At 74.8% G+C, this 17,486-nt stretch carries 15 protein-coding genes; 5 read left to right on the forward strand and 10 right to left on the reverse strand.

All coding sequences use genetic code 11. The annotated features are described in order from the left end of the window. Positions 1-19: 19 nt before the first annotated feature. The 3 genes from ACQKM2_RS33740 to ACQKM2_RS33750 are packed head-to-tail and all read right to left on the reverse strand — an operon-like array spanning position 20 to position 3,005. Positions 20-1,405, reverse strand: coding sequence for a bifunctional RNase H/acid phosphatase (locus tag ACQKM2_RS33740; protein ID WP_427716637.1), 1,386 nt, complete (start codon positions 1,403-1,405; stop codon positions 20-22). Then, on the reverse strand, positions 1,405-2,148 hold the full coding sequence (locus ACQKM2_RS33745) for a zinc ribbon domain-containing protein (RefSeq protein ID WP_427716704.1): 744 nt from the start codon (positions 2,146-2,148) through the stop codon (positions 1,405-1,407). Before ACQKM2_RS33745 ends, ACQKM2_RS33740 begins: the two co-directional genes overlap by 1 nt. Then, a complete protein-coding gene (locus ACQKM2_RS33750) occupies positions 2,145-3,005 on the reverse strand; it encodes a Nif3-like dinuclear metal center hexameric protein (RefSeq protein WP_125605266.1) in 861 nt (286 codons plus the stop codon). Before ACQKM2_RS33750 ends, ACQKM2_RS33745 begins: the two co-directional genes overlap by 4 nt. A 176-nt stretch (positions 3,006-3,181) precedes the next feature. Here ACQKM2_RS33750 and ACQKM2_RS33755 point away from each other — a divergent pair, with 176 nt between their 5' ends. Together ACQKM2_RS33755 and ACQKM2_RS33760 are read left to right on the forward strand one after the other, a co-directional pair. Beyond that, positions 3,182-4,354, forward strand: a complete 1,173-nt coding sequence (locus tag ACQKM2_RS33755) for a hypothetical protein (RefSeq protein WP_427716640.1) — start codon at positions 3,182-3,184, stop codon at positions 4,352-4,354. A gap of 44 nt (positions 4,355-4,398) precedes the next feature. Continuing rightward, positions 4,399-5,034 (forward strand): HAD-IA family hydrolase, encoded by a 636-nt coding sequence (locus tag ACQKM2_RS33760; protein ID WP_427716642.1) that lies wholly within the window; start codon positions 4,399-4,401, stop codon positions 5,032-5,034. 63 nt (positions 5,035-5,097) lie between these two features. Here the strand turns inward: ACQKM2_RS33760 and ACQKM2_RS33765 are convergent, their stop codons facing one another. The 3 genes from ACQKM2_RS33765 to ACQKM2_RS33775 are packed head-to-tail and all read right to left on the reverse strand — an operon-like array spanning position 5,098 to position 8,077. Beyond that, positions 5,098-6,039, reverse strand: coding sequence for a 3-oxoacyl-ACP reductase (locus tag ACQKM2_RS33765; protein WP_427716643.1), 942 nt, complete (start codon positions 6,037-6,039; stop codon positions 5,098-5,100). A gap of 47 nt (positions 6,040-6,086) precedes the next feature. After that, the gene (locus ACQKM2_RS33770) at positions 6,087-7,163 is read right to left on the reverse strand and encodes a Zn-dependent alcohol dehydrogenase (protein ID WP_427716644.1); all 1,077 of its coding nucleotides are present in this window, start codon (positions 7,161-7,163) and stop codon (positions 6,087-6,089) included. A 41-nt stretch (positions 7,164-7,204) separates the two neighbouring features. After that, complete coding sequence (locus tag ACQKM2_RS33775) at positions 7,205-8,077, reverse strand: MaoC/PaaZ C-terminal domain-containing protein (protein ID WP_427716645.1); 873 nt, start codon at positions 8,075-8,077, stop codon at positions 7,205-7,207. Positions 8,078-8,325: 248 nt separating this feature from the next. Between ACQKM2_RS33775 and ACQKM2_RS33780 the strand changes: the two genes are divergently transcribed. Then, entirely contained in the window at positions 8,326-8,697 is a 372-nt protein-coding gene (locus tag ACQKM2_RS33780; protein ID WP_427716707.1) for a DNA-binding response regulator, read from the forward strand. A gap of 80 nt (positions 8,698-8,777) precedes the next feature. On the opposite strand, the gene ACQKM2_RS33785 is transcribed toward ACQKM2_RS33780, so the two are convergent. Continuing rightward, complete coding sequence (locus tag ACQKM2_RS33785) at positions 8,778-10,082, reverse strand: cytochrome P450 family protein (protein ID WP_427716647.1); 1,305 nt, start codon at positions 10,080-10,082, stop codon at positions 8,778-8,780. Between the two features lie 214 nt (positions 10,083-10,296). Here ACQKM2_RS33785 and ACQKM2_RS33790 point away from each other — a divergent pair, with 214 nt between their 5' ends. Beyond that, positions 10,297-11,532 carry an amidohydrolase family protein gene (locus tag ACQKM2_RS33790; RefSeq protein WP_427716648.1) on the forward strand — a complete coding sequence of 412 codons (1,236 nt, stop codon included), beginning with the start codon at positions 10,297-10,299 and terminating at the stop codon, positions 11,530-11,532. Positions 11,533-11,546: 14 nt separating this feature from the next. Here the strand turns inward: ACQKM2_RS33790 and ACQKM2_RS33795 are convergent, their stop codons facing one another. Both ACQKM2_RS33795 and ACQKM2_RS33800 read right to left on the reverse strand, forming a co-directional pair. Next, a complete protein-coding gene (locus ACQKM2_RS33795; RefSeq protein ID WP_427716650.1) occupies positions 11,547-12,731 on the reverse strand; it encodes a lipid-transfer protein in 1,185 nt (394 codons plus the stop codon). Positions 12,732-12,743: 12 nt separating this feature from the next. After that, on the reverse strand, positions 12,744-14,912 hold the full coding sequence (locus tag ACQKM2_RS33800) for an acyl-CoA dehydrogenase (RefSeq protein ID WP_427716652.1): 2,169 nt from the start codon (positions 14,910-14,912) through the stop codon (positions 12,744-12,746). Between the two features lie 103 nt (positions 14,913-15,015). Between ACQKM2_RS33800 and ACQKM2_RS33805 the strand changes: the two genes are divergently transcribed. Beyond that, positions 15,016-15,357, forward strand: coding sequence for a hypothetical protein (locus ACQKM2_RS33805; RefSeq protein ID WP_427716654.1), 342 nt, complete (start codon positions 15,016-15,018; stop codon positions 15,355-15,357). Positions 15,358-15,555: 198 nt separating this feature from the next. Here ACQKM2_RS33805 and ACQKM2_RS33810 read toward each other — a convergent pair whose 3' ends face one another. Beyond that, entirely contained in the window at positions 15,556-17,430 is a 1,875-nt protein-coding gene (locus tag ACQKM2_RS33810; protein ID WP_427716656.1) for a protein kinase domain-containing protein, read from the reverse strand. Positions 17,431-17,486: the final 56 nt, after the last annotated feature.

A 17,486-nucleotide genomic window follows, 5' to 3' on the forward strand; every position in this document is an offset into this window, starting at 1 on the left:
GGTGCGCGCGGCGGGGCCGTCAGCGCAGGTGCGAGGTGTCGTTCAGGAGCCGGACCGAGGCGTTGCCGTCGGCGTAGTAGGCCACCGCCGACAGGGAAGCCGCGGACAGCTCCATCCGGAACAGGGACTCCGGCGGCGCGCCCAGCGCGAGGCGGACCAGCGTCTTGACCGGCGTCACGTGCGTGACCAGCAGCACCGTGCGGCCCGCGTGCGCGGCCAGCAGCCGGTCGCGCGCCGCCGACACCCGCCGGGTGACGGCGGTGAAGCTCTCGCCGCCGCCCGTCGGGGCGGCACGCGCGGAGTCCAGCCACGCCTGGAGGTCGTCCGGGAAGCGCTCCCGCACCTCGGCGAAGGTCAGCCCCTCCCAGGCTCCGAAGTCCGTCTCGCGCAGCCCCTCTTCGACCGCGACGGGCAGCCCGAGCCGGTCCGCCACGGCCTGCGCGGTCTCCCGGCAGCGGCGCAGCGGGGAGCTGACGACGGCCTGTACGGTGCCCCGCGCGGCCAGCGCCTCGGCGACGGCCGCGGCCTGGCGGCGGCCGGCCGGGGACAGCTCCGGGTCGGTGCCGCCGCTGCCGGAGAAGCGCTTCTGCGGGGTGAGAGCGGTCTCGCCGTGCCGCAGCAGCACGAAGGTGGCCGGCGTCCCCATGTCGGACCCGCCCCATCCGGTCCCGGCGGCGGCCGGAGCCCCGTCGGCGCCGGTCGCGGGCGCACCGGCCGGGGCCGGGACGCGGGCGGAGGACAGGGCTTCGGCTTCACCGAAGAGGACGGCCGCGTCCGGGGCGGCCGCGCTGCGCGCGGCGCGCACGTCGGCGACGTGACCGTCGACGGCGCCCGCGCCGTGGGAGCCGGTGACGGCCTCGGCCGCACGGGTCCGCGTACCGCCGCCGGAGGCCAGGGCGGCACGCACCGCGGCCGCGCCCTTCGCCGCGTCACCGGGGGGCCCGGACGGGGCGGGGGCGAGGTCGGCCGTGGAGGCGGACGGCTCCCACTGCTTGCCGCGCTTGCCCGCGTCCATCGCCTCGTTCGCGAGCCGGTCCGCGTGCTTGTTCCGCTCGCGCGGGATCCACTCGTACGTGACCTGCCCGCGCGGGAGGATCTTCGCCGCCTCGGCCGCGAGCGGCTTCATGTCGGGGTGCTTGATCTTCCAGCGGCCCGACATCTGCTCCACGACGAGCTTCGAGTCCATCCGGACCCGGACCATGGCGTCGGGCGCCAGCTCGGCCGCCGCCTTCAGGCCCGCGATCAGGCCCTTGTACTCGGCGACGTTGTTCGTCGCGACGCCGATGAACTCGGCGCGCTCGGCCAGCGTCTCACCGGTAGCCGGGTCGAGGACGACCGCCCCGTAGCCGGCGGGGCCCGGGTTGCCCCGGGAGCCGCCGTCCGCCTCCACGACGAAGCGCGGCATCAGATGCCCGAGTCCGCCGCACGGACCAGGATGCGGCCGCAGTTCTCGTGGCGGACGACCTGGTCGCGGGCCGCGGCCTTGATCTCGTTGATCTCGGCCATGTCGAGCTCCAGCCGGCAGCCCTCGCAGCGGCGCTGGTACAGGCGCGCGGCGCCGACCCCGCCCTGCTTGACGCGGATCTTCTCGTACAGCGCCATCAGGTCGGACGGCATGGAGGCCACGATGACCTCGCGGTCCTTGGTGACCTTCGCGGCCTCGGTGTCGAGCTCGCCGGTGGCGGCGTCGCGGCGCGCGGTGGCGTCCGTCAGCTTGGCCTCCAGCGCGGAGACCCGCCCGGTGATCTCGGTGACGCGCTCCTGGGCGCCCTCCAGCCGCTCCATGACCTCCAGGACGACGTCCTCCAGGTCGGCCTGGCGCTTGGCGAGCGAGGCGACCTCGCTCTGCAGGTTCGCCAGGTCCCGGGCCGAGATGCCCACGCCGGAGTCGAGCCGCTGCTGGTCGCGGGCCGCACGCTGGCGCACCTGGTCGACGTCCTGCTCGGCCTTGGTCTGCTCGCGGGCGGCGTCGCTGGCCTGCGTCTGGGCGGCGACGAGGAGGTCGCGCTGCTGGCTGAGGTCCTTGGTCAGCGAGTCGACCTCGGCGTGCTCGGGCAGCGACTTGCGCTTGTGGGCGAGCTGAGACAGCCGGACGTCCAGGGCCTGGACGTCGAGGAGTCGGATCTGGTCGGCGGGCTCGGCGTTCAGTTGGGGGCTCCAGAGGCACTAGAAGGGGGTGTGGCGGACGGCGCGTGCGCCGTCCAGGGGTCGGTGACCGTGCGCGAGACGTGGGTCCGCAGACCCCAGCCGTGGCGCTCGGAGATCGCGTCGAGCTGCGCGGCGGCCTGCTCGCACCAGGGCCACTCGGTGGCCCAGTGCGCGGCGTCGACGAGGGCGAGCGGGCTCTGCTCGCGGGCCTCGGACACCGGGTGGTGGCGCAGGTCGGCGGTGAGGAAGGCGTCCACGCCGGCGGCGCGGACCTGCGCGAAGAGGCTGTCGCCGGAGCCGCCGCTGACGGCGACGGTGCGGATCAGCGCGTCCGGGTCGCCGGCGGCGCGGATGCCCTGCGCGGTGCGCGGCAGCCGGGCGGCGGCGCGGGCGGCGAACTCGCGCAGGGTCTCGGGGTGGTCGAGCTCGCAGATCCGGCCCAGGCCCCGGCGGCCCGCCGGGTCGGTCGGGTCGGGCACGAGGGGGCCGGTGACGCGCAGGTCGAGGGCGCCGGCGAGGGCGTCGGAGACCCCGGGGTCGGCGGTGTCGGCGTTGGTGTGGGCCACGTGCAGGGCGATGTCGTTCCTGATCAGGGTGTGCACGACACGGCCCTTGAAGGTGCCCGCGGCGACGGTGGTGGTGCCGCGCAGGTAGAGGGGGTGGTGGGTGACGACCAGGTCGGCGCCGAGCTTCACCGCCTCGTCGACGATCTCCTGTACGGGGTCCACGGCGAACAGCACCCGGGTGACCTCGGCATCGGGGTCGCCGCAGACGGTGCCGACGGCGTCCCACTCCTCGGCCCGCGAGGGGGGCCACAGAGCGTCCAGCGCGGCGATGACTTCAGAGAGACGGGGCACGGGCCAAGGCTACCGTCCGTGGCGACCGCCGGTCCCCTGACCGGGGCGCCAGCACAACCGCCTCCCCCGCCACTGACGAATCGATGGTCGGCCACCCGTACGTGTGAAGCGGGCTGGGTCGTGTTGTTCGGCTGGAAGTGCGAAAACTAGCTTCCTCCCCGGAGGTGACGGCCCGGATGACTGTCTGTGCCACCGAGATCACGACGACCACCGCGCTCCCGGACCCCGAGGCCGCCGAGGCCCCTGAGGTCCCCGGGGAGCCGGAGGCCCCGGCCGCAGCGGCCCCCGCGGCCCCGGCCCCGGCGGCCCCGGCCCCCGCCCTGGCGGTGTCCGCCGACGGGGCGTACGCGGCCCGGCTGGCCGGCGAGGGCGAGGCCCGCTATCCCGAGCGCTGGACGCTGGGCGGGCCCGAGCCGTACGCGGTGCCGCTGCCGCTCGCGCAGCCGGAGGAGGCCGACAGCGAGGTGCTGGCGCTGGCCGACGGGCAGGTGCTGATCCACCGCCGGGTCGCCGACCGGCACGACTTCTCCCTCCTCTACCCCTCGGGCGCCGCCTCCGGCCCCCGCACCGGGGAGTTCCGGCTCGGCTCGGTCGACGCCGAGGAGGGGCTGCGGGTCCGCCTGCTGCCGCCGTCCCCGGACGGGTGCGGGGCCTTCGCCCTGGCGGTGGGGGACGGGGAGAGCACCGTCTGGCGGGTGGCCGGGGGCTCCGGCGGGCCCGAGCGGGTCGCGGTGGTCCCGGGCCGCTGCTCGGGCGGGGTCTGGCTGGACCGTACGGGCCGGCTGCTGGCACTGGACCGCGAGGCGGAGGGCCGCACCAAGGCCGTCGCCGTGGACCTGGGGCGGGGCGGGGTGGTCAGCCCGCTGCTCCAGATCGCGGAGGACAGCGACGACCGGCTGCTGCTGGCGGCCCCTGACAGCGGGCTGCTGCTGATCCGCTCGGACGCCCCGGGCGAGTCCCGGCTCGGCTGGGGGGTGCTGGGCAGCGAGCGCCCGGTCCGCTTCCCGGAGTGCCTGCGGCTGGAGGACGCCCACCCCTTCGCGGTGCAGCCGGGCCAGGTCCTGATGCCGGAGACCTGCGGGGTGGCGCTCCGGGTCGGCGACGGCGGGCTCGCGCTGTGGCGTCCCGCCGACCGGTACGTCTTCCGGCTCGGCGCCCCGGAGGGCTGGCTCGGGAGCGGGCTGTGGACCCCGGACGGGCGGCTCCGCCTGCCGTACGCCACCCCCGGGGTGCCGTGCGGCGTCGTCAGCCTGAGCCAGCCCGCCGCCCCGCCGCCGCCGGTGCGCGTGGACCCGCCCCCGCCGCCGGCCCCGCGGCCGGTGCCGCTGCAGCAGGCTCCGCTGGGCTGAGACCCGTACGGGGTCGCCTACGGGGCCCCTGATAGGAAAAGGGGATGACGAACCCCGAAGCCCCCGGCACCGGCAGGCCCTTCGACGCGCTGCTGTGCGACCTCGACAACGTCATCCGCTTCTACGACACCAGCGCGCTGACCGAACTGGAACGCACGGCGGGCCTCCACGTGGGCACCGTCGCGAGGCTGGCGTTCTCGCCCGAACTGGACCGGCCGCTGCTGCTCGGGCGGATCACCCGGGACCAGTGGGCGCAGTCCATAGCCGAGCAGCTGCGGGAGGACTTCTACGAGCCACGGGCGTGGGAGCTGGCCGAGGCGATGACCCGGTCCCCGTTCGCGGCCGACCAGGCGGTGGTGTCCGTACTGCGCGGGGCGCGGGCGGCCGGGCTGTCGCTGGTGCTGGTGACCAACGCCGCGCTGGACCTGGACGAGGACCTGGCGGCGATGGGGCTGACCGACCTCGCGGACCACGTGGTCAGCAGCGCCCGGGAGGGCGTGGCCAAGCCGGACCCGGAGATCTACGCCATCGCCGCCGAGCGGGCGGGCGCCGCCCCGCAGCGGTGCCTGTTCGTGGACGACCGGCAGGAGAACGTGGAGGCGGCCGTCGCCTTCGGGATGACCGGCGTCCACTACCGCGGGCCGGACGACCTGCGCGCGGCGCTCGCCTTCCTGGACTGACCCCGGACGGGAACGCGTAGGCGGCCCGGGGGTCCCCGCCCCGGGCCGCCTACGCGCACCGGCTCAGCCGTGCTTGAGGCCCAGGACCTCGGCCGCCGCGAAGGTCTCGTTCGCCGGGCGGGAGTCGTAGTGCGGGGTGAGGAGGGCGTCGAGCTCCTCGTAGGAGAAGACCTCCTTGGCCGTGTCGAACTTCGCCGCCACCCGGGGGCGTTCCATCACGACGACGATCCCGCCGTGCACGACGAAGAGCTGCCCGTTGGCCTTGGCGGAGGCCGGCGAGGCCAGGTAGCCGACCAGCGGGGAGACGTGCTCGGGGGCGAGGGCGTCGAGCTCGCCCTCCTCCGGGACCTGGAAGCCGGCGAAGACGTCCTCGGTCATCCGGGTGCGGGCGCGCGGGCAGATCGCGTTGGCCGTCACCCCGTACTTGGCCAGGGCCAGGGCGGTCGAGGTGGTCAGGCCGACGATGCCGCCCTTGGCGGCCGCGTAGTTGGGCTGGCCGGCCGAACCGCCGAGGAAGGCCTCCGAGGAGGTGTTGACGATCCGCCCGTACACCGGGCCGCCGGCCGCCTTCGAGCGCTCCCGCCAGTGCGCGGCGGCGAAGTGGGTGGTGTTGAAGTGGCCCTTGAGGTGGACCCGGATGACCGAGTCCCACTCGTCCTCCGTCATGGAGAAGACCATCCGGTCGCGCAGGATGCCCGCGTTGTTGACGAGGACGTCGAGCTTGCCGAAGGAGGAGACGGCGAGCTCGACCAGCTCCCGGGCCTGCTCGAAGTCGGCCACGTCGCCCAGGTGGGCCACCGCCCGGCCGCCCGCCGCGCGGATCTCCTCGGCCACCTGCTCCGCCGGGGCGGCCGAGGCCTCGCCCGAGCCGTCGCGGCCGCTCTGCCCGAAGTCGTTGACGACGACGCTCGCGCCGAGCCGGGCGAGTTCGAGGGCCTCGGCCCGGCCGAGGCCGCGGCCGGCGCCGGTGACGATGGCGGAGAGCCCCTCAAGTGGGAGTGACATCCGTGGCGTTCCTCTCAGCGGTGAGCAGCGGTCGGTGAGCAGCGGTCTCAGAGTTCGATGCAGGTGCGCAGGGCCACGCCGGTGCGCATCTGGTCCAGGGCGTCGTTGATCTCGGCCAGGTTCACCCGGTGGGTGATCAGGTTCTCCAGGTCGATCCGGCCGGCCCGCCACAGCGCGATGGTGCGCTCGTAGGAGCGCAGGACGTCGCCGCCGCCGTACATCGAGGGCAGGATCTTCTTCTCGTCGAAGAACAGGGAGAACATGTTGACCTGGAAGTTGTCGTCGAGGGCGCCCGCGCCGACCACGACGACGGAGCCGCCGCGGCGGGTCATCTCGTACGCCTTCTGCGCGGTCGCGGACTTGCCGACGACCTCGAAGACGTAGTCGAAGCCCTCGCCGGCGGTGATCCGGTTCTTGGCGTCGGCGAACTCCTCCGGGGAGACGGCCTCGGTGGCGCCGAACCGCAGGGCGGCCTCGCGCCGCGAGGCGACCGGGTCGACGGCGATGATCTGGGCCGCGCCCTGGACCTTGGCGCCCTGGATGACGGAGATGCCGACGCCGCCGCAGCCGATGACGGCGACCGAGGAGCCGGCCTCCACCTTCGCGGTGTTGATGGCCGCTCCGAGTCCGGTGGTGACGCCGCAGCCGATGAGGGCGGCGATGTCGAAGGGCAGGTCGTCGGGGATCGGGACGGCGCAGGCGGCCGGGACGACCATCTCCTCCGCGAAGGTGCCGGTGCCGGCGAAGCCGAACACGTCGCCGGCGGAGCGCTTGAAGTTGGGGGTGGCGACGTTCCCGAAGGCCTCCAGGCACAGGTGGCCCTGGCCGCGCTTGCAGGCGGGACAGTGGCCGCAGGGCGGCAGCCAGCAGACGAGGACGCGGTCGCCGATCCGGTGGGAGGTGACCCCGTCGCCGACGTCCGTGATCACGCCGGAGCCCTCGTGGCCGGGTATGAAGGGGGCGGGCTGCGGCAGTACGCCGCTCATCGCGGAGAGGTCCGAGTGGCACAGGCCGGTGGCCTTGATGCGGATCCTGACCTTGCCGGGGCCGAAGCCCACGGCCTCCATGTCGTCGACGACTTCGAGCTTGTCCTGGCCTATCTCGCTCTGCAGTGCTGCGCGCACGGTGCGGCTCCTTAGTGGGTGCTACGAAGTACTACGAGGTGCTACGAGTGTTCGACGACGGTGTCGGCGAGGACCGGTGCGTCGTCGCGTTCGACGGCGGTCACCGAGACCAGGACGCGGCCCTCCTCGCGCCACATCCGGATGCGCAGCGTCTCCCCCGGGAAGACGATCCCGGCGAAGCGCGTGCGGTAGCCGCGGACCCGGGACACGTCCCCGTCGAGGACGGTGTCGACGACGGCCTTGAGGGTCATCCCGTACGAGCACAGGCCGTGCAGGATCGGCTTGTCGAAGCCGGCCAGTTTGGCGAACTCCGGGTCGGCGTGGAGGGGGTTCCAGTCCCCGGAGAGGCGGTAGAGCAGCGCCTGCTCCTCGCGGATGGCCCGCTCCTCGGTGCGGTCGGGGGCGCGGCCGGGCAGTTCCTCCTTGACGGAGGGGCCGCGCTCGCCGCCGAAGCCGCCCTCACCGCGTACGAAGATCTGCGCGTCGCTGGTCCAGAGCGGCCCGTCGGCGTCCGCGACCTCGGTGCGCAGCACGATCACCGCCGCCTTGCCCTTGTCGTAGAGGGCGGCGACCTTGGCGGAGGAGGTGGCGCTCCCCTTGACGGGGATGGGCCGGTGCAGCTCGATGGACTGGCCGCCGTGCAGGACGTTGGCGAGGTTGACCTCGATGCCGGGGGCGGCGAGGCCGCCGAGCATGGCCATCCCGGCTCCGGCGACGGTCGCGAAGCTCGGCAGGACGTGGAGCTTGGACTCCAGGGTGTAGCGGAGCTCGTCGGGGTCCGTGGCGAGGCTCTGCCCGTTCAGCGACGTGCCCGCTCCGAGGCCGAGGTGGTAGAGCTGGATGTCCTTGTGGTCCCAGCCGATGTTCCCCTGTCGGGGTTCGGCGGCCAGGGCCCTCGCGGCATCGATCGGCATGAGGATGCTGCTCCTTCGGTTCCTTGGAAGACCCCGGCGCGGCCGTCCGCACCGTCGGCCGCACCGAGGTCGTATGCGGAGCCGGACGCCGGACGCGTTCTAGAACGCGTTCTAGCGTCGGCTGAAGGCATGTATAACGCACGCCCCAGCACTTGGGAAGACTCCTGACTTCACGTCAGATGACCTTTGGCCGAGGCGTGTTGCCCGCCGCGCCGGACACCGGCGGTTACGCTTCGCCGGTGGACGAAATGCCCGTGACGCACCGGCCCGCCCGCTCGCTGCGCGTCCTGCTGGAACCACCGGACCCGGCACTCGCGCTGCTGCTCGGCCTCCAGCCGGACATCGAGGTGGTCGACTCCCCCGTGGCCCGGCCCGAGGTGGCGCTGGTGGAGGAGGTCGCCGCGGTGACCGCCCTGCTGGCCGAGGACCCCGAATGCCGGGTCCTGGTCACCGCCCGCTCGGCCCGCCCCGGCCTGCCGGAGGCGGCCCTGGCGGCGGGCGCGGCCGGACTGGTCCTGCGGGACGGCCCCGTCGAGGACCTCGCCGACTGCCTGCGCCGCGCCTCCATGGGCGAGACGGTGATCGACCCCGCGCTCACGGGATCCGCAGAGGGTCCGTAGAGGGTCCGTAGAGGGTCCGCGGACACCCTCGAGGCCCTCCGCCGGTCCGGCGGAGGGCCTCGGGACGCCCCTGCGGGGGTTCAGCCCGCGGGCTTGGTCCAGTCGTCGACCGTCCGCGACGGGTCCAGCGCCACCGGCAGCCGCTCCAGGCCCCGGAAGGCGGGGAACGGCCCCTTCAGCCAGTCGCCGCCGTGCGCCGACGGCATCGCCAGCACCATGTCCGGGAAGCGGTCCAGCAGCGACGTCAGGCAGATCTCCAGCTCCAGGCGGGCCAGCGGCGCGCCCAGGCAGTAGTGCGCCCCGAAGCCGAAGCCGAGGTGGTTGCCCTGGAGCCCCTCGCGGGTGACGTCGAGCCGGTCGGGCTCGGGGAACTTCTCCGGGTCGCGGTTCGCCGAGGCGAGGGCGATCTGCACGACCGCGCCCCGCGGAATGAGCGTCCCGCCGATTTCCACGTCCTCCAGCGCGTAACGGAAGGTGGAGGTTTCCACCGATCCCTCGAAACGGACCATTTCCTCGATCGCCTGCGGCAGGAGTTCCCGGTTCGCCTGGACGGCCTCCAGCTGCTCCGGATTGGTCAGCAGGCTGTAGACGCAGTTGCCGATCTGGAGGGTGGTCGTCTTGTGGCCGGCGAAGAGCAGCACCCAGATCATCGAGACGAGCTCGTCGTCCGTCAGCGGTTCCTCGTCGTGCGGGGTTTCCGCCAGCACGCTCAGGAAGTCGTCGGTGGGGTTCTCGCGGGTGCGGTGGATCAGGTCCGTGAAGTAGTCGCGCAGCCAGTGCTCGGCCTCGACCAGCTCGTGCTTGAGGTCCCGGCTGAAGCGGGAGCGGGTGACCTGGGCGAACCAGTTCAGCACCTCGACGCGCTCGTCGCCGACGATGCCGAGCAGCTCGCAGATGACCATGACGGGCAGCGGCAGGGCGAAGGCGGACATCAGGTCGACGGGCTGGTCGGTCGGGCACCGGTCCAGCAGCCCGTCCACCAGCTCCTGGATGTGCGGGCGCAGGTCCTTGACGTGGCGCGGGGTGAAGGCCGTCTTGGCGATGTGGCGCAGCCGGGTGTGCCGGGGCGGGTCCGCGAAGAGGAGGTTGTCGTCGAGCGCCTCGCACGCGTCCCCGAAGAGGGCGTGGTACGTGTCGATGGCCTCGTGCATGTCCTTGCCGATGCGGTGGTCGGCGAGGACCGCGTGGGCGTCCTCGTACCGGGTGACGAGGTACGTGTCGACCCCGTGGCCGGGGGTCAGCCGGGCGATCGGGGCCTGTTCGCGCAGCGACCGGTAGACCGGATAGGGGCACTGCCGGTATTCGGGCGTGCCCTTCGTCACCGCCTCCACCGCTTCTTCGAGGGCGGGTCCGTCCCCCACTGCCACCGTCGGTTCAGTCGTCACGCGCCCATACCTCTCGGGTAACCCGGAATTGACAGTCGGCTCCTTTCCCTCGGCCGAATGAAGGCAAAACCGCGTTGACCCGTTCGGAGCCGAATCCTCCCCCTCGGGAATGTCCGGGCGGCGCCGGGGCGGGCCCGCCCTAAGGTGTGCGCTGATCCCGTTCCGCGACACGTTCCGAGACACGTTCCGCGGCCCGAAGAGAGGGAATGCGCGCATGCCGGAATACGGTGCCGGCGGTTTCGCCGCCAGCGGTGCGTCACTGACCGGTTCCACGGCCCCGGAACACGAGGACGACGGCAGCCGGGCGGTGATCGACGTCCACCACCACTTCTGCGCGCCCCAGTGGCGGGAGTGGGGTGAGGCGCGGGGGCTGGTGAACCCCCGGGCGCTGCCGCCGTGGGCCCACTGGGACGCGGAGTCCGCGCTCGCGCTGATGGACCGGGCCGGGATCGCCACGGCCGTGCTCAAGCCGATGCTGCCCGCGCGGTACGAGAGCTCCGCGCAGCTGCGGGAGGCCGTCACGGTGACGCTGCGGGCGGCGGTGGAGGCCGCCGAGGCGCACCCGGGGCGGTTCTTCTTCCACGTCCCGCTGTTCCTGGACGACCTGGAGGTGTCCTCCTGGGCGCTGCGCCACGGGCTGGACGAGCTGGGCGCGGTCGGGGTGAACGTCACCGCCAACTACGGCGGGGTGTACCTGGGCGACCCCGTGTACGACGGGATCTTCGCCGAACTGGACGACCGCTCCGCGGTGGTGGACACCCACCCCCACAACCTTCCCCACCCGCCGCCGGGCCCGGCGGGGGCCGGCGGGCACGCGGCGCCCGGACACCCCGGCCGGCCGGGCACGGCCGGGAGCCCGCAGCCCGCGGACGGCGGGCCAGGGGCGACGGGGCCGGAGGGACCGTACGCTTCCGGACGGCCGGGCATGCCCGGTGCCGCCCCTACGGCCGGCAGGCCAGGGGCCGGCGGGCCAGGGGCCGGCGGGCCGCCCGGGGTGACCGTGCCCGGGGTGCCGAACTTCCTGTGCGACTTCCTCCTCGACACCACCCGCGCCGCCGCCAACATGATCCGCAACCGGACCCTGGACCGCTTCCCCAACCTGTCCGTGATCCTGCCGCACGGCGGCGGATTCCTCCCGCACATCGCGACCCGGCTGGAGGCCTTCGCGGGCTCCTTCGACCCCCCGGTCGACCCAGCGGTGGTCCGGGACCACCTGCGCCGCTTCTACTACGACACCGCCGGCCCCATGTCCCCGGCCGGCACCCTGCTGGCCACCGTCGACCCCGCCCGGATCCTGTTCGGCAGCGACTGGCCGGCCTGCCCCGCCGACGTGGTCACGGACGTCGCCGTCCCCGCGCTGGCCGCCGACCCGGCGCTGACGCCCGCGCTGCGCCGGGCCGTCAACCGGGAGAACGCCCTGCGCCTGATGCCGCGGCTGGTGACCGCGTAGGGGCCCCGCGCGAGCTACCTCCGCAGCAGGGTCACCACCGCCGCGCCGCCCAGCCCGATGTTGTGCGCGAGCCCGACCCGGGCGCCGGGGACCTGGCGGGGGCCCGCCTCGCCGCGCAGCTGCCACACCAGTTCCGCCGCCTGCGCGAGCCCCGTCGCCCCGAGCGGGTGGCCCTTGGAGATCAGGCCGCCCGACGGGTTGACCACCCACCGCCCGCCGTACGTCGTCGCGCCGCTCTCCACGAGCTTGCCGGAGGCCCCGTCCGCGCACATGCCGAGCGCCTCGTACGTCAGCAGTTCGTTGACGGAGAAGCAGTCGTGCAGCTCGACGACGTCGACGTCCTCGATGCCGAGCCCGGAGTCCTCGTACACCTTGCGGCCGGCGGCGGCCGTCATCGGCTTGCCGACGACGTCGATGCAGGAGCCGCCGAAGCTCTCGGCGGTGTCCGTGGTCATCGCCTGCGCGACGATCTCGACGGCCTTGTCGTGCAGTCCGTGGGCCACCACGAACCGCTCCGAGACGACGACCGCCGCCGCGGCCCCGTCGGAGGTGGGCGAGCACTGGAGCTTGGTCAGCGGGTCGTGGATGGTCTTGGCCGCGAGGACCTCCTCGACCGTGTACACGTCCTGGAACTGCGCGTTCGGGTTGTTCGCGGAGTGGCGGTGGTTCTTGGCGCCGACCGCCGCCAGCTGGGCGGGCGTGGTCCCGTACCGCTCCATGTGCTCGCGGGCCGCGTTGCCGAAGATCTGCGCGGTGGGCGGGGACATCTCGAAGCCGTGCGCGGCCGCCATGATCCCGTAGTGCCTGGCCACCGGGGACGTCTTGAAGTCACCCCCGTCCGCGCCGCCGCCCAGCGCGCCGCGCTTCATCTTCTCGAAGCCGACGGCGAGCACGCAGTCGGCCAGACCGCCCTGGACGAACTGCCGCGCCATCATCAGCGCCGTCGAACCCGTCGCGCAGTTGTTGTTGACGTTGTAGACGGGCACGCCGGTCAGGCCCAGTTCGTACGCCGCCCGCTGCCCGGCGGTGGAGGGCTGGAAGCAGTAGCCGGCCGGGACCTGCTCGACGAGCCCGTAGTCCACGCCCGCGTCGGCGAGCGCGGCGCCGCCGGCCTCCTTGACCATGTCCCAGTACTGCCAGTCCCGTGACTCCGGCTTCTCGAACCTGGTCATGCCGACGCCCACGATGTACGACTTCATGTCCCTTGACTCCTAGTCCCTGGGGAGGCCGAGGATCCGCTCGGCGACGACGTTCAGCTGGACCTGCGTGGTGCCCCCGGCGATGGTCAGGCAGCGGGACATGAGCGTCCCGTGCACGGCCCGCTCCCCCGCCCCCTCGCGCACCGCGCCCGCCGGGCCGAGCAGTTCGAGGGCCAGCTCGGCGGTCCGCTGCTGGTGGGGGGTCTGCACGAGCTTGCGTACGGACGCACCCGCGCCCGGCTCCAGCCCGGACACCTGCTGGAGGGTGGTCCGCAGGCCGATGCAGGCGAGGGCGTGCGCCTCGGCGGCGAGCGCGCCGATGCGGGCCCGGTAGGAGTCGTCGAGTCCGGCGGAACGGGCGATCAGCGCCTCCAGGCCGATGTCGAAGGTCATCTGGTCGGCCATGTGGACGCGCTCGTTGCCGAGGGTGTTGCGGGCGACCTTCCAGCCGCCGTCGGCCGCTCCGACCAGGGCGTCGGCGGGGAGGACGGCGTCCTCGAACCAGACCTCGTTGAAGAGGGCCTCGCCGGTGATCTCCTTGAGCGGGCGGATCTCGATGCCCGGGGTGTTCTTCATGTCGACGACGAAGTAGCCGAGCCCCTTGTGCTTGGGCGCGGCCGGGTCCGTGCGGGCCAGCAGGATCCCGAAGTCGGCGGTGTGCGCGGAACTCGTCCACACCTTCTGCCCGTTGACCTTCCAGGAGCCGTCGGGGGTGCGCTCGGCGCGGGTCCGCAGCGAGGCCAGGTCGGATCCCGCGCCCGGCTCGGAGAAGAGCTGGCACCAGGTGGTGTCCCCGCGCAGGGTCGGCAGGAGGTGGGCGGCGCGCTGCTCGTCGGTGCCGTAGGCGAGCAGCGAGGGCACGACCCAGGTGGCGATGCCGAGGTCGGCGATCCTGACCCCGGCCTCCTTCAGCTCCTGCTGGACGACGAGCTGTTCGACGGGTCCGGCGCCGAGTCCGTACGGCGGCGGGAGGTAGGGCGCCGCGTAGCCGGTGGGGGCCAGTGCGCGGCGGGCGGCGGCCGGGTCGAGGCCGCGCGCCGCGGCGATGGCGGCGCGGGCGGCGGCCCGGTGGGCGTCGGCCTCCGCCGGGAGTTCGAGGCGCAGCTCGCGCCGTGCGCCGGCGGCGGCGAGGCGTACGGCGTGGATGCGGTGGGCGTCGCCGGGGCCGAGGAGCTGCCGGGCGACGAGGGCGCGGCGCAGGTAGAGGTGGGCGTCGTGCTCCCAGGTGAAGCCGATGCCGCCGAGGATCTGGATGCAGTCCTTGGCGCAGGACCAGGCGGCGTCGAGGGCGGTCGCGGCGGCGAGGGCGGCGGCGAGCGAACGCGCCTGCGCGGCCCGACCGGCGGGCGCGGCGTCGGTGGCGGTGGCGGTCTCGCCCGCGCTGTTGGCGGCGTCCCAGGCGAGGGCGCGGGCCTGTTCGAGGCGGACCAGCATGTCGGCGCACAGGTGCTTGACGCCCTGGAAGCGGCCGATGGGGCTGCCGAACTGCTCGCGCGTCTTCGCGTACTCGGCGGCGGTGTGGAGCGCCCAGGCGGCGGTGCCGCAGGCGTCGGCGGCGAACAGGGTGCGGGCCAGGTCCAGGACGAGGCCGGGGTCCAGGTCGAGCAGCCGGCCGGGCGGGACGGTGACGGCCCGCGCGCGGACCTCGGCGGTGGGCCGGGTGGGGTCGGCGCTCTCGTGGGTGCGGATCTCCAGCGCGGCGGCGTCCACGGCGTACCAGCGGGTCCCGCCGTCCGTCTCGGCGGCGAGCAGCACGAGGTCGGCCTCGCCGGCGCCGAGCACGGGCGGCGCGACCCCGTCCAGCCGCCAGCCGCCGCCCTCGGCGGCGACGGCGGGGACACCGCCCGCCCCGAGGGCGACGGCCCCGACGCGCGCGTCGAGCGGCTCGGCACCCGCCCGGTCCAGGAGTACGGAGGCCAGCGCGCTCGGCAGGAAGGGCCCGGGCAGCGCCGCCCGGGCGGCCTCCTCCACCACGACGGCCAGATCCAGCAGGGTCCCGCCCTCCAGGTGCGGCGCCAGCAGCCCGGACGCGGCCAGCCCGTCCCAGTAGCCGGGCCGCGTGCCCGCCTGCGGCGGGGCGTCGAGCAGTTTGCGCACCTCCTCGGGCGGTACGGCCCGCGCCACCCAGCCGCGCACGGCGTCGGCCAACTCCCGCTGCTCTTGCGTGATTCCGATGCCCATGCGCGGCAGACTAGAACACGTTTCAATCTGACGGAAGGTCAGAAACACCCTCTTCTCGGCACTCCCCTTGCGGCGGGAGCCGGGGCTGCGGTGGGCTGTCGCCATGAGCCCGGACTGCCCGCGCTGCGGGAGAGCGCTGACGGCGCTGAACGTCACGTACCGCCGCAACCGCTGGGGCGGGGCACCGCCGTCACCGCGGCCCGAACAGTGGTGGCAGTGCACCGGATGCGGCTGGCTGGGCCACCGCCGGGGCACCGACCGGCCGCTGCGCCCCATGCGGCGCCTGGAGGGCGACGAGGGGACCTGCCCCTTCTGCGGCGAGGAGGACTCCAACGCCGCGGGCGAGCCCTGGGTGACGGACACGGGCGAACTCCGCGACTGGCTGGTCTGCCTGACCTGCGGCACGAGCAACCCGCGCCGCCTGACGCCTCCCGGCGGGGGGTGAAGGGGGCCCAGCCGGAGGGGCGGCCCGGGCGACCGTCTCGCCCCGGACCGGCACGAGCCCGCGGGCCGACGCGGTCGGGCGGGGCGGCGGGGCGATCCGGCGGGCGGGCGGAGCGGGCGGCCGCTCCGCCCGCGTTCCGGCGGGCCGGCACCGCCCGGCGTACGTGCGCGAGCGCCGGCGCCGGCCCGCCGCGCTCGCTCAGCCGGCCGGCAAGGCCGCGAGGGCGGCGCGGGCGATCGCCACGACCTCCGACCGGCACTCGGGCGGCTCGGCGGGCGACCCGCTCCCGCCGGACCCGCTCCCGGACGGCGCACCCTCGTCCGCACCGCTTCCGCTCCACACGGAGAGCCTGAGGTTCCCGTCACGGACCACGAGTTCGCAGCTGTCCTTCCACAGCGTCTCGTCGCCGAGCCCCACCGCCGTCTGCGCCACCGACCGCACAGCCGCCTCCACCGTCCGCCGGTCCGAGGCGAGCCGCTTCCGCTGCTCCTCGGGCCCGTCGCGGCTGCCCTCGCCGTCGAGCTTCAGAGCCCACTCCGCGATCACGCGGGGCTTCCCCTCGCCGAACCAGTAGCAGCGCACCGAGGTGACGGGACCGGCCCCGCGCGCCGGCAGGACGGTGTCCAGCGTCGGCGCCCGGTCCACCCCGGCCGGCAGCGGCAGCTTGGCGCCCGCGGCGTCGCAGCGGTCCAGCTTCGTGTGCACCGCCTCGCCCCACCACCCGCCGGGCTGCTGCCCGTACGCCCATACGCCGGCACCGGCCGCCACCAGGGCGAGGACCCCCACCACCGGACCGGCCACGCGCAGCACGCTCCGGCGCGAAGGCCGCCGGCCCGGCCCGGGAGCCAGTGCGCCCACGGTGACGGGCGGTTCGTCCGGAAGCGGGACGAGCGCCGGTCGGGTTCCCCCGGCGGCCCGCCCGGGAACGGCCACGACCGTGGCCGCGTCCCCGACCGGGTCCGGGTCCGGGCCCGGGCCACCGGCCGGGTCGCGGTCCCCGGCCGGGTCCGCGGTCGAGCCCCCGACCGGGTCCGGGCCGCCGGCCGAATCCGGGGCCGCGTACGGGTCCGCGTACGGGTCCCGCGCCACGTCCGGCGTCGCCGCGCGCCCCCGGCCCGGGGCCGGGTCCTGCCGCCGGGCCGTCCGCTCGGCGGGCACGGGGACCGCGACCGGCGCCGCCGCCTCCGGCTCGACCGGCCGGGTCCCGGCGGCGCCGCCGAGCAGGCGGTCGATGGCGGCCCCCTGCTCGGCGATCATCCGGTGCACCGCCGGAGGCCACGGCAGGCGCCCCGCCGGGACCACCGGCCCGAGGAGGCCCAGCAGCTCCGCCGGGGCCGGGCGGGCGGCCGGATCCTTGGCCAGGCAGCGCTCCACCGCGAGCCGCAGCCCCGCCGGCACGGCCGACAGGTCCGGCTCCGCGTGCACCACGTGGTACAGGGTCATGAGGGTCGACGACCCCGCGAACGGGTTGCGTCCCGTGGCGGCCAGGAACAGCACCGAACCCAGCGAGAACACGTCGCTCGCCGGGGTCAGTTCCCGCCCCTCGGCCTGCTCGGGCGACATGAACGGCGGCGAGCCGATCACCAGCCCCGTGTGCGTCAGCCGGGTGTCGGCCCCGCTCTCGGCCGTCCGCGCGATGCCCAGGTCGATCACCCGGACCCCGTCCTCGGCGAGCAGTACGTTCTCGGGCTTCAGGTCCCGGTGCACCAGACCCGCCCGGTGGATCTCCGCGAGGGCCGACGCCAGCCCGGCCGCGAGGCGGCGTACGGTCTCCTCGGGCAGCGCCCCGACCGCCGCGACGGCCGCCCCCAGCGAGGGTCCGGAGACGAACACCGAGGCCAGCCAGGGGGTCCGCGCGTCCGCGTCGGCCTCCATCACGGCCGCCGTGTAGGCCCCCGAGACCTTGCGGGACGCCGCGACCTCCCGCCGGAACCGGGCCCGGAACCCGTCGTCGTCGGCGAACCGCGCGAGGACCTGTTTGACGGCGACCAGCCGCCCGTCCGGCGCGGCGCCCAGCAGCACGCGGCCCATACCGCCCTCGCCGAGCACGCCCAGCACACGGAACGGCCCCACGTGCGACGGCCCCGACGGCCCTAACGGCTCCATGCCTCCCGCCCTCCCCAGGTACG

It is taken from the genome of Streptomyces sp. NPDC004126 (genome assembly GCF_050275515.1).
Taxonomy (GTDB): Bacteria; Actinomycetota; Actinomycetes; order Streptomycetales; family Streptomycetaceae; genus Streptomyces.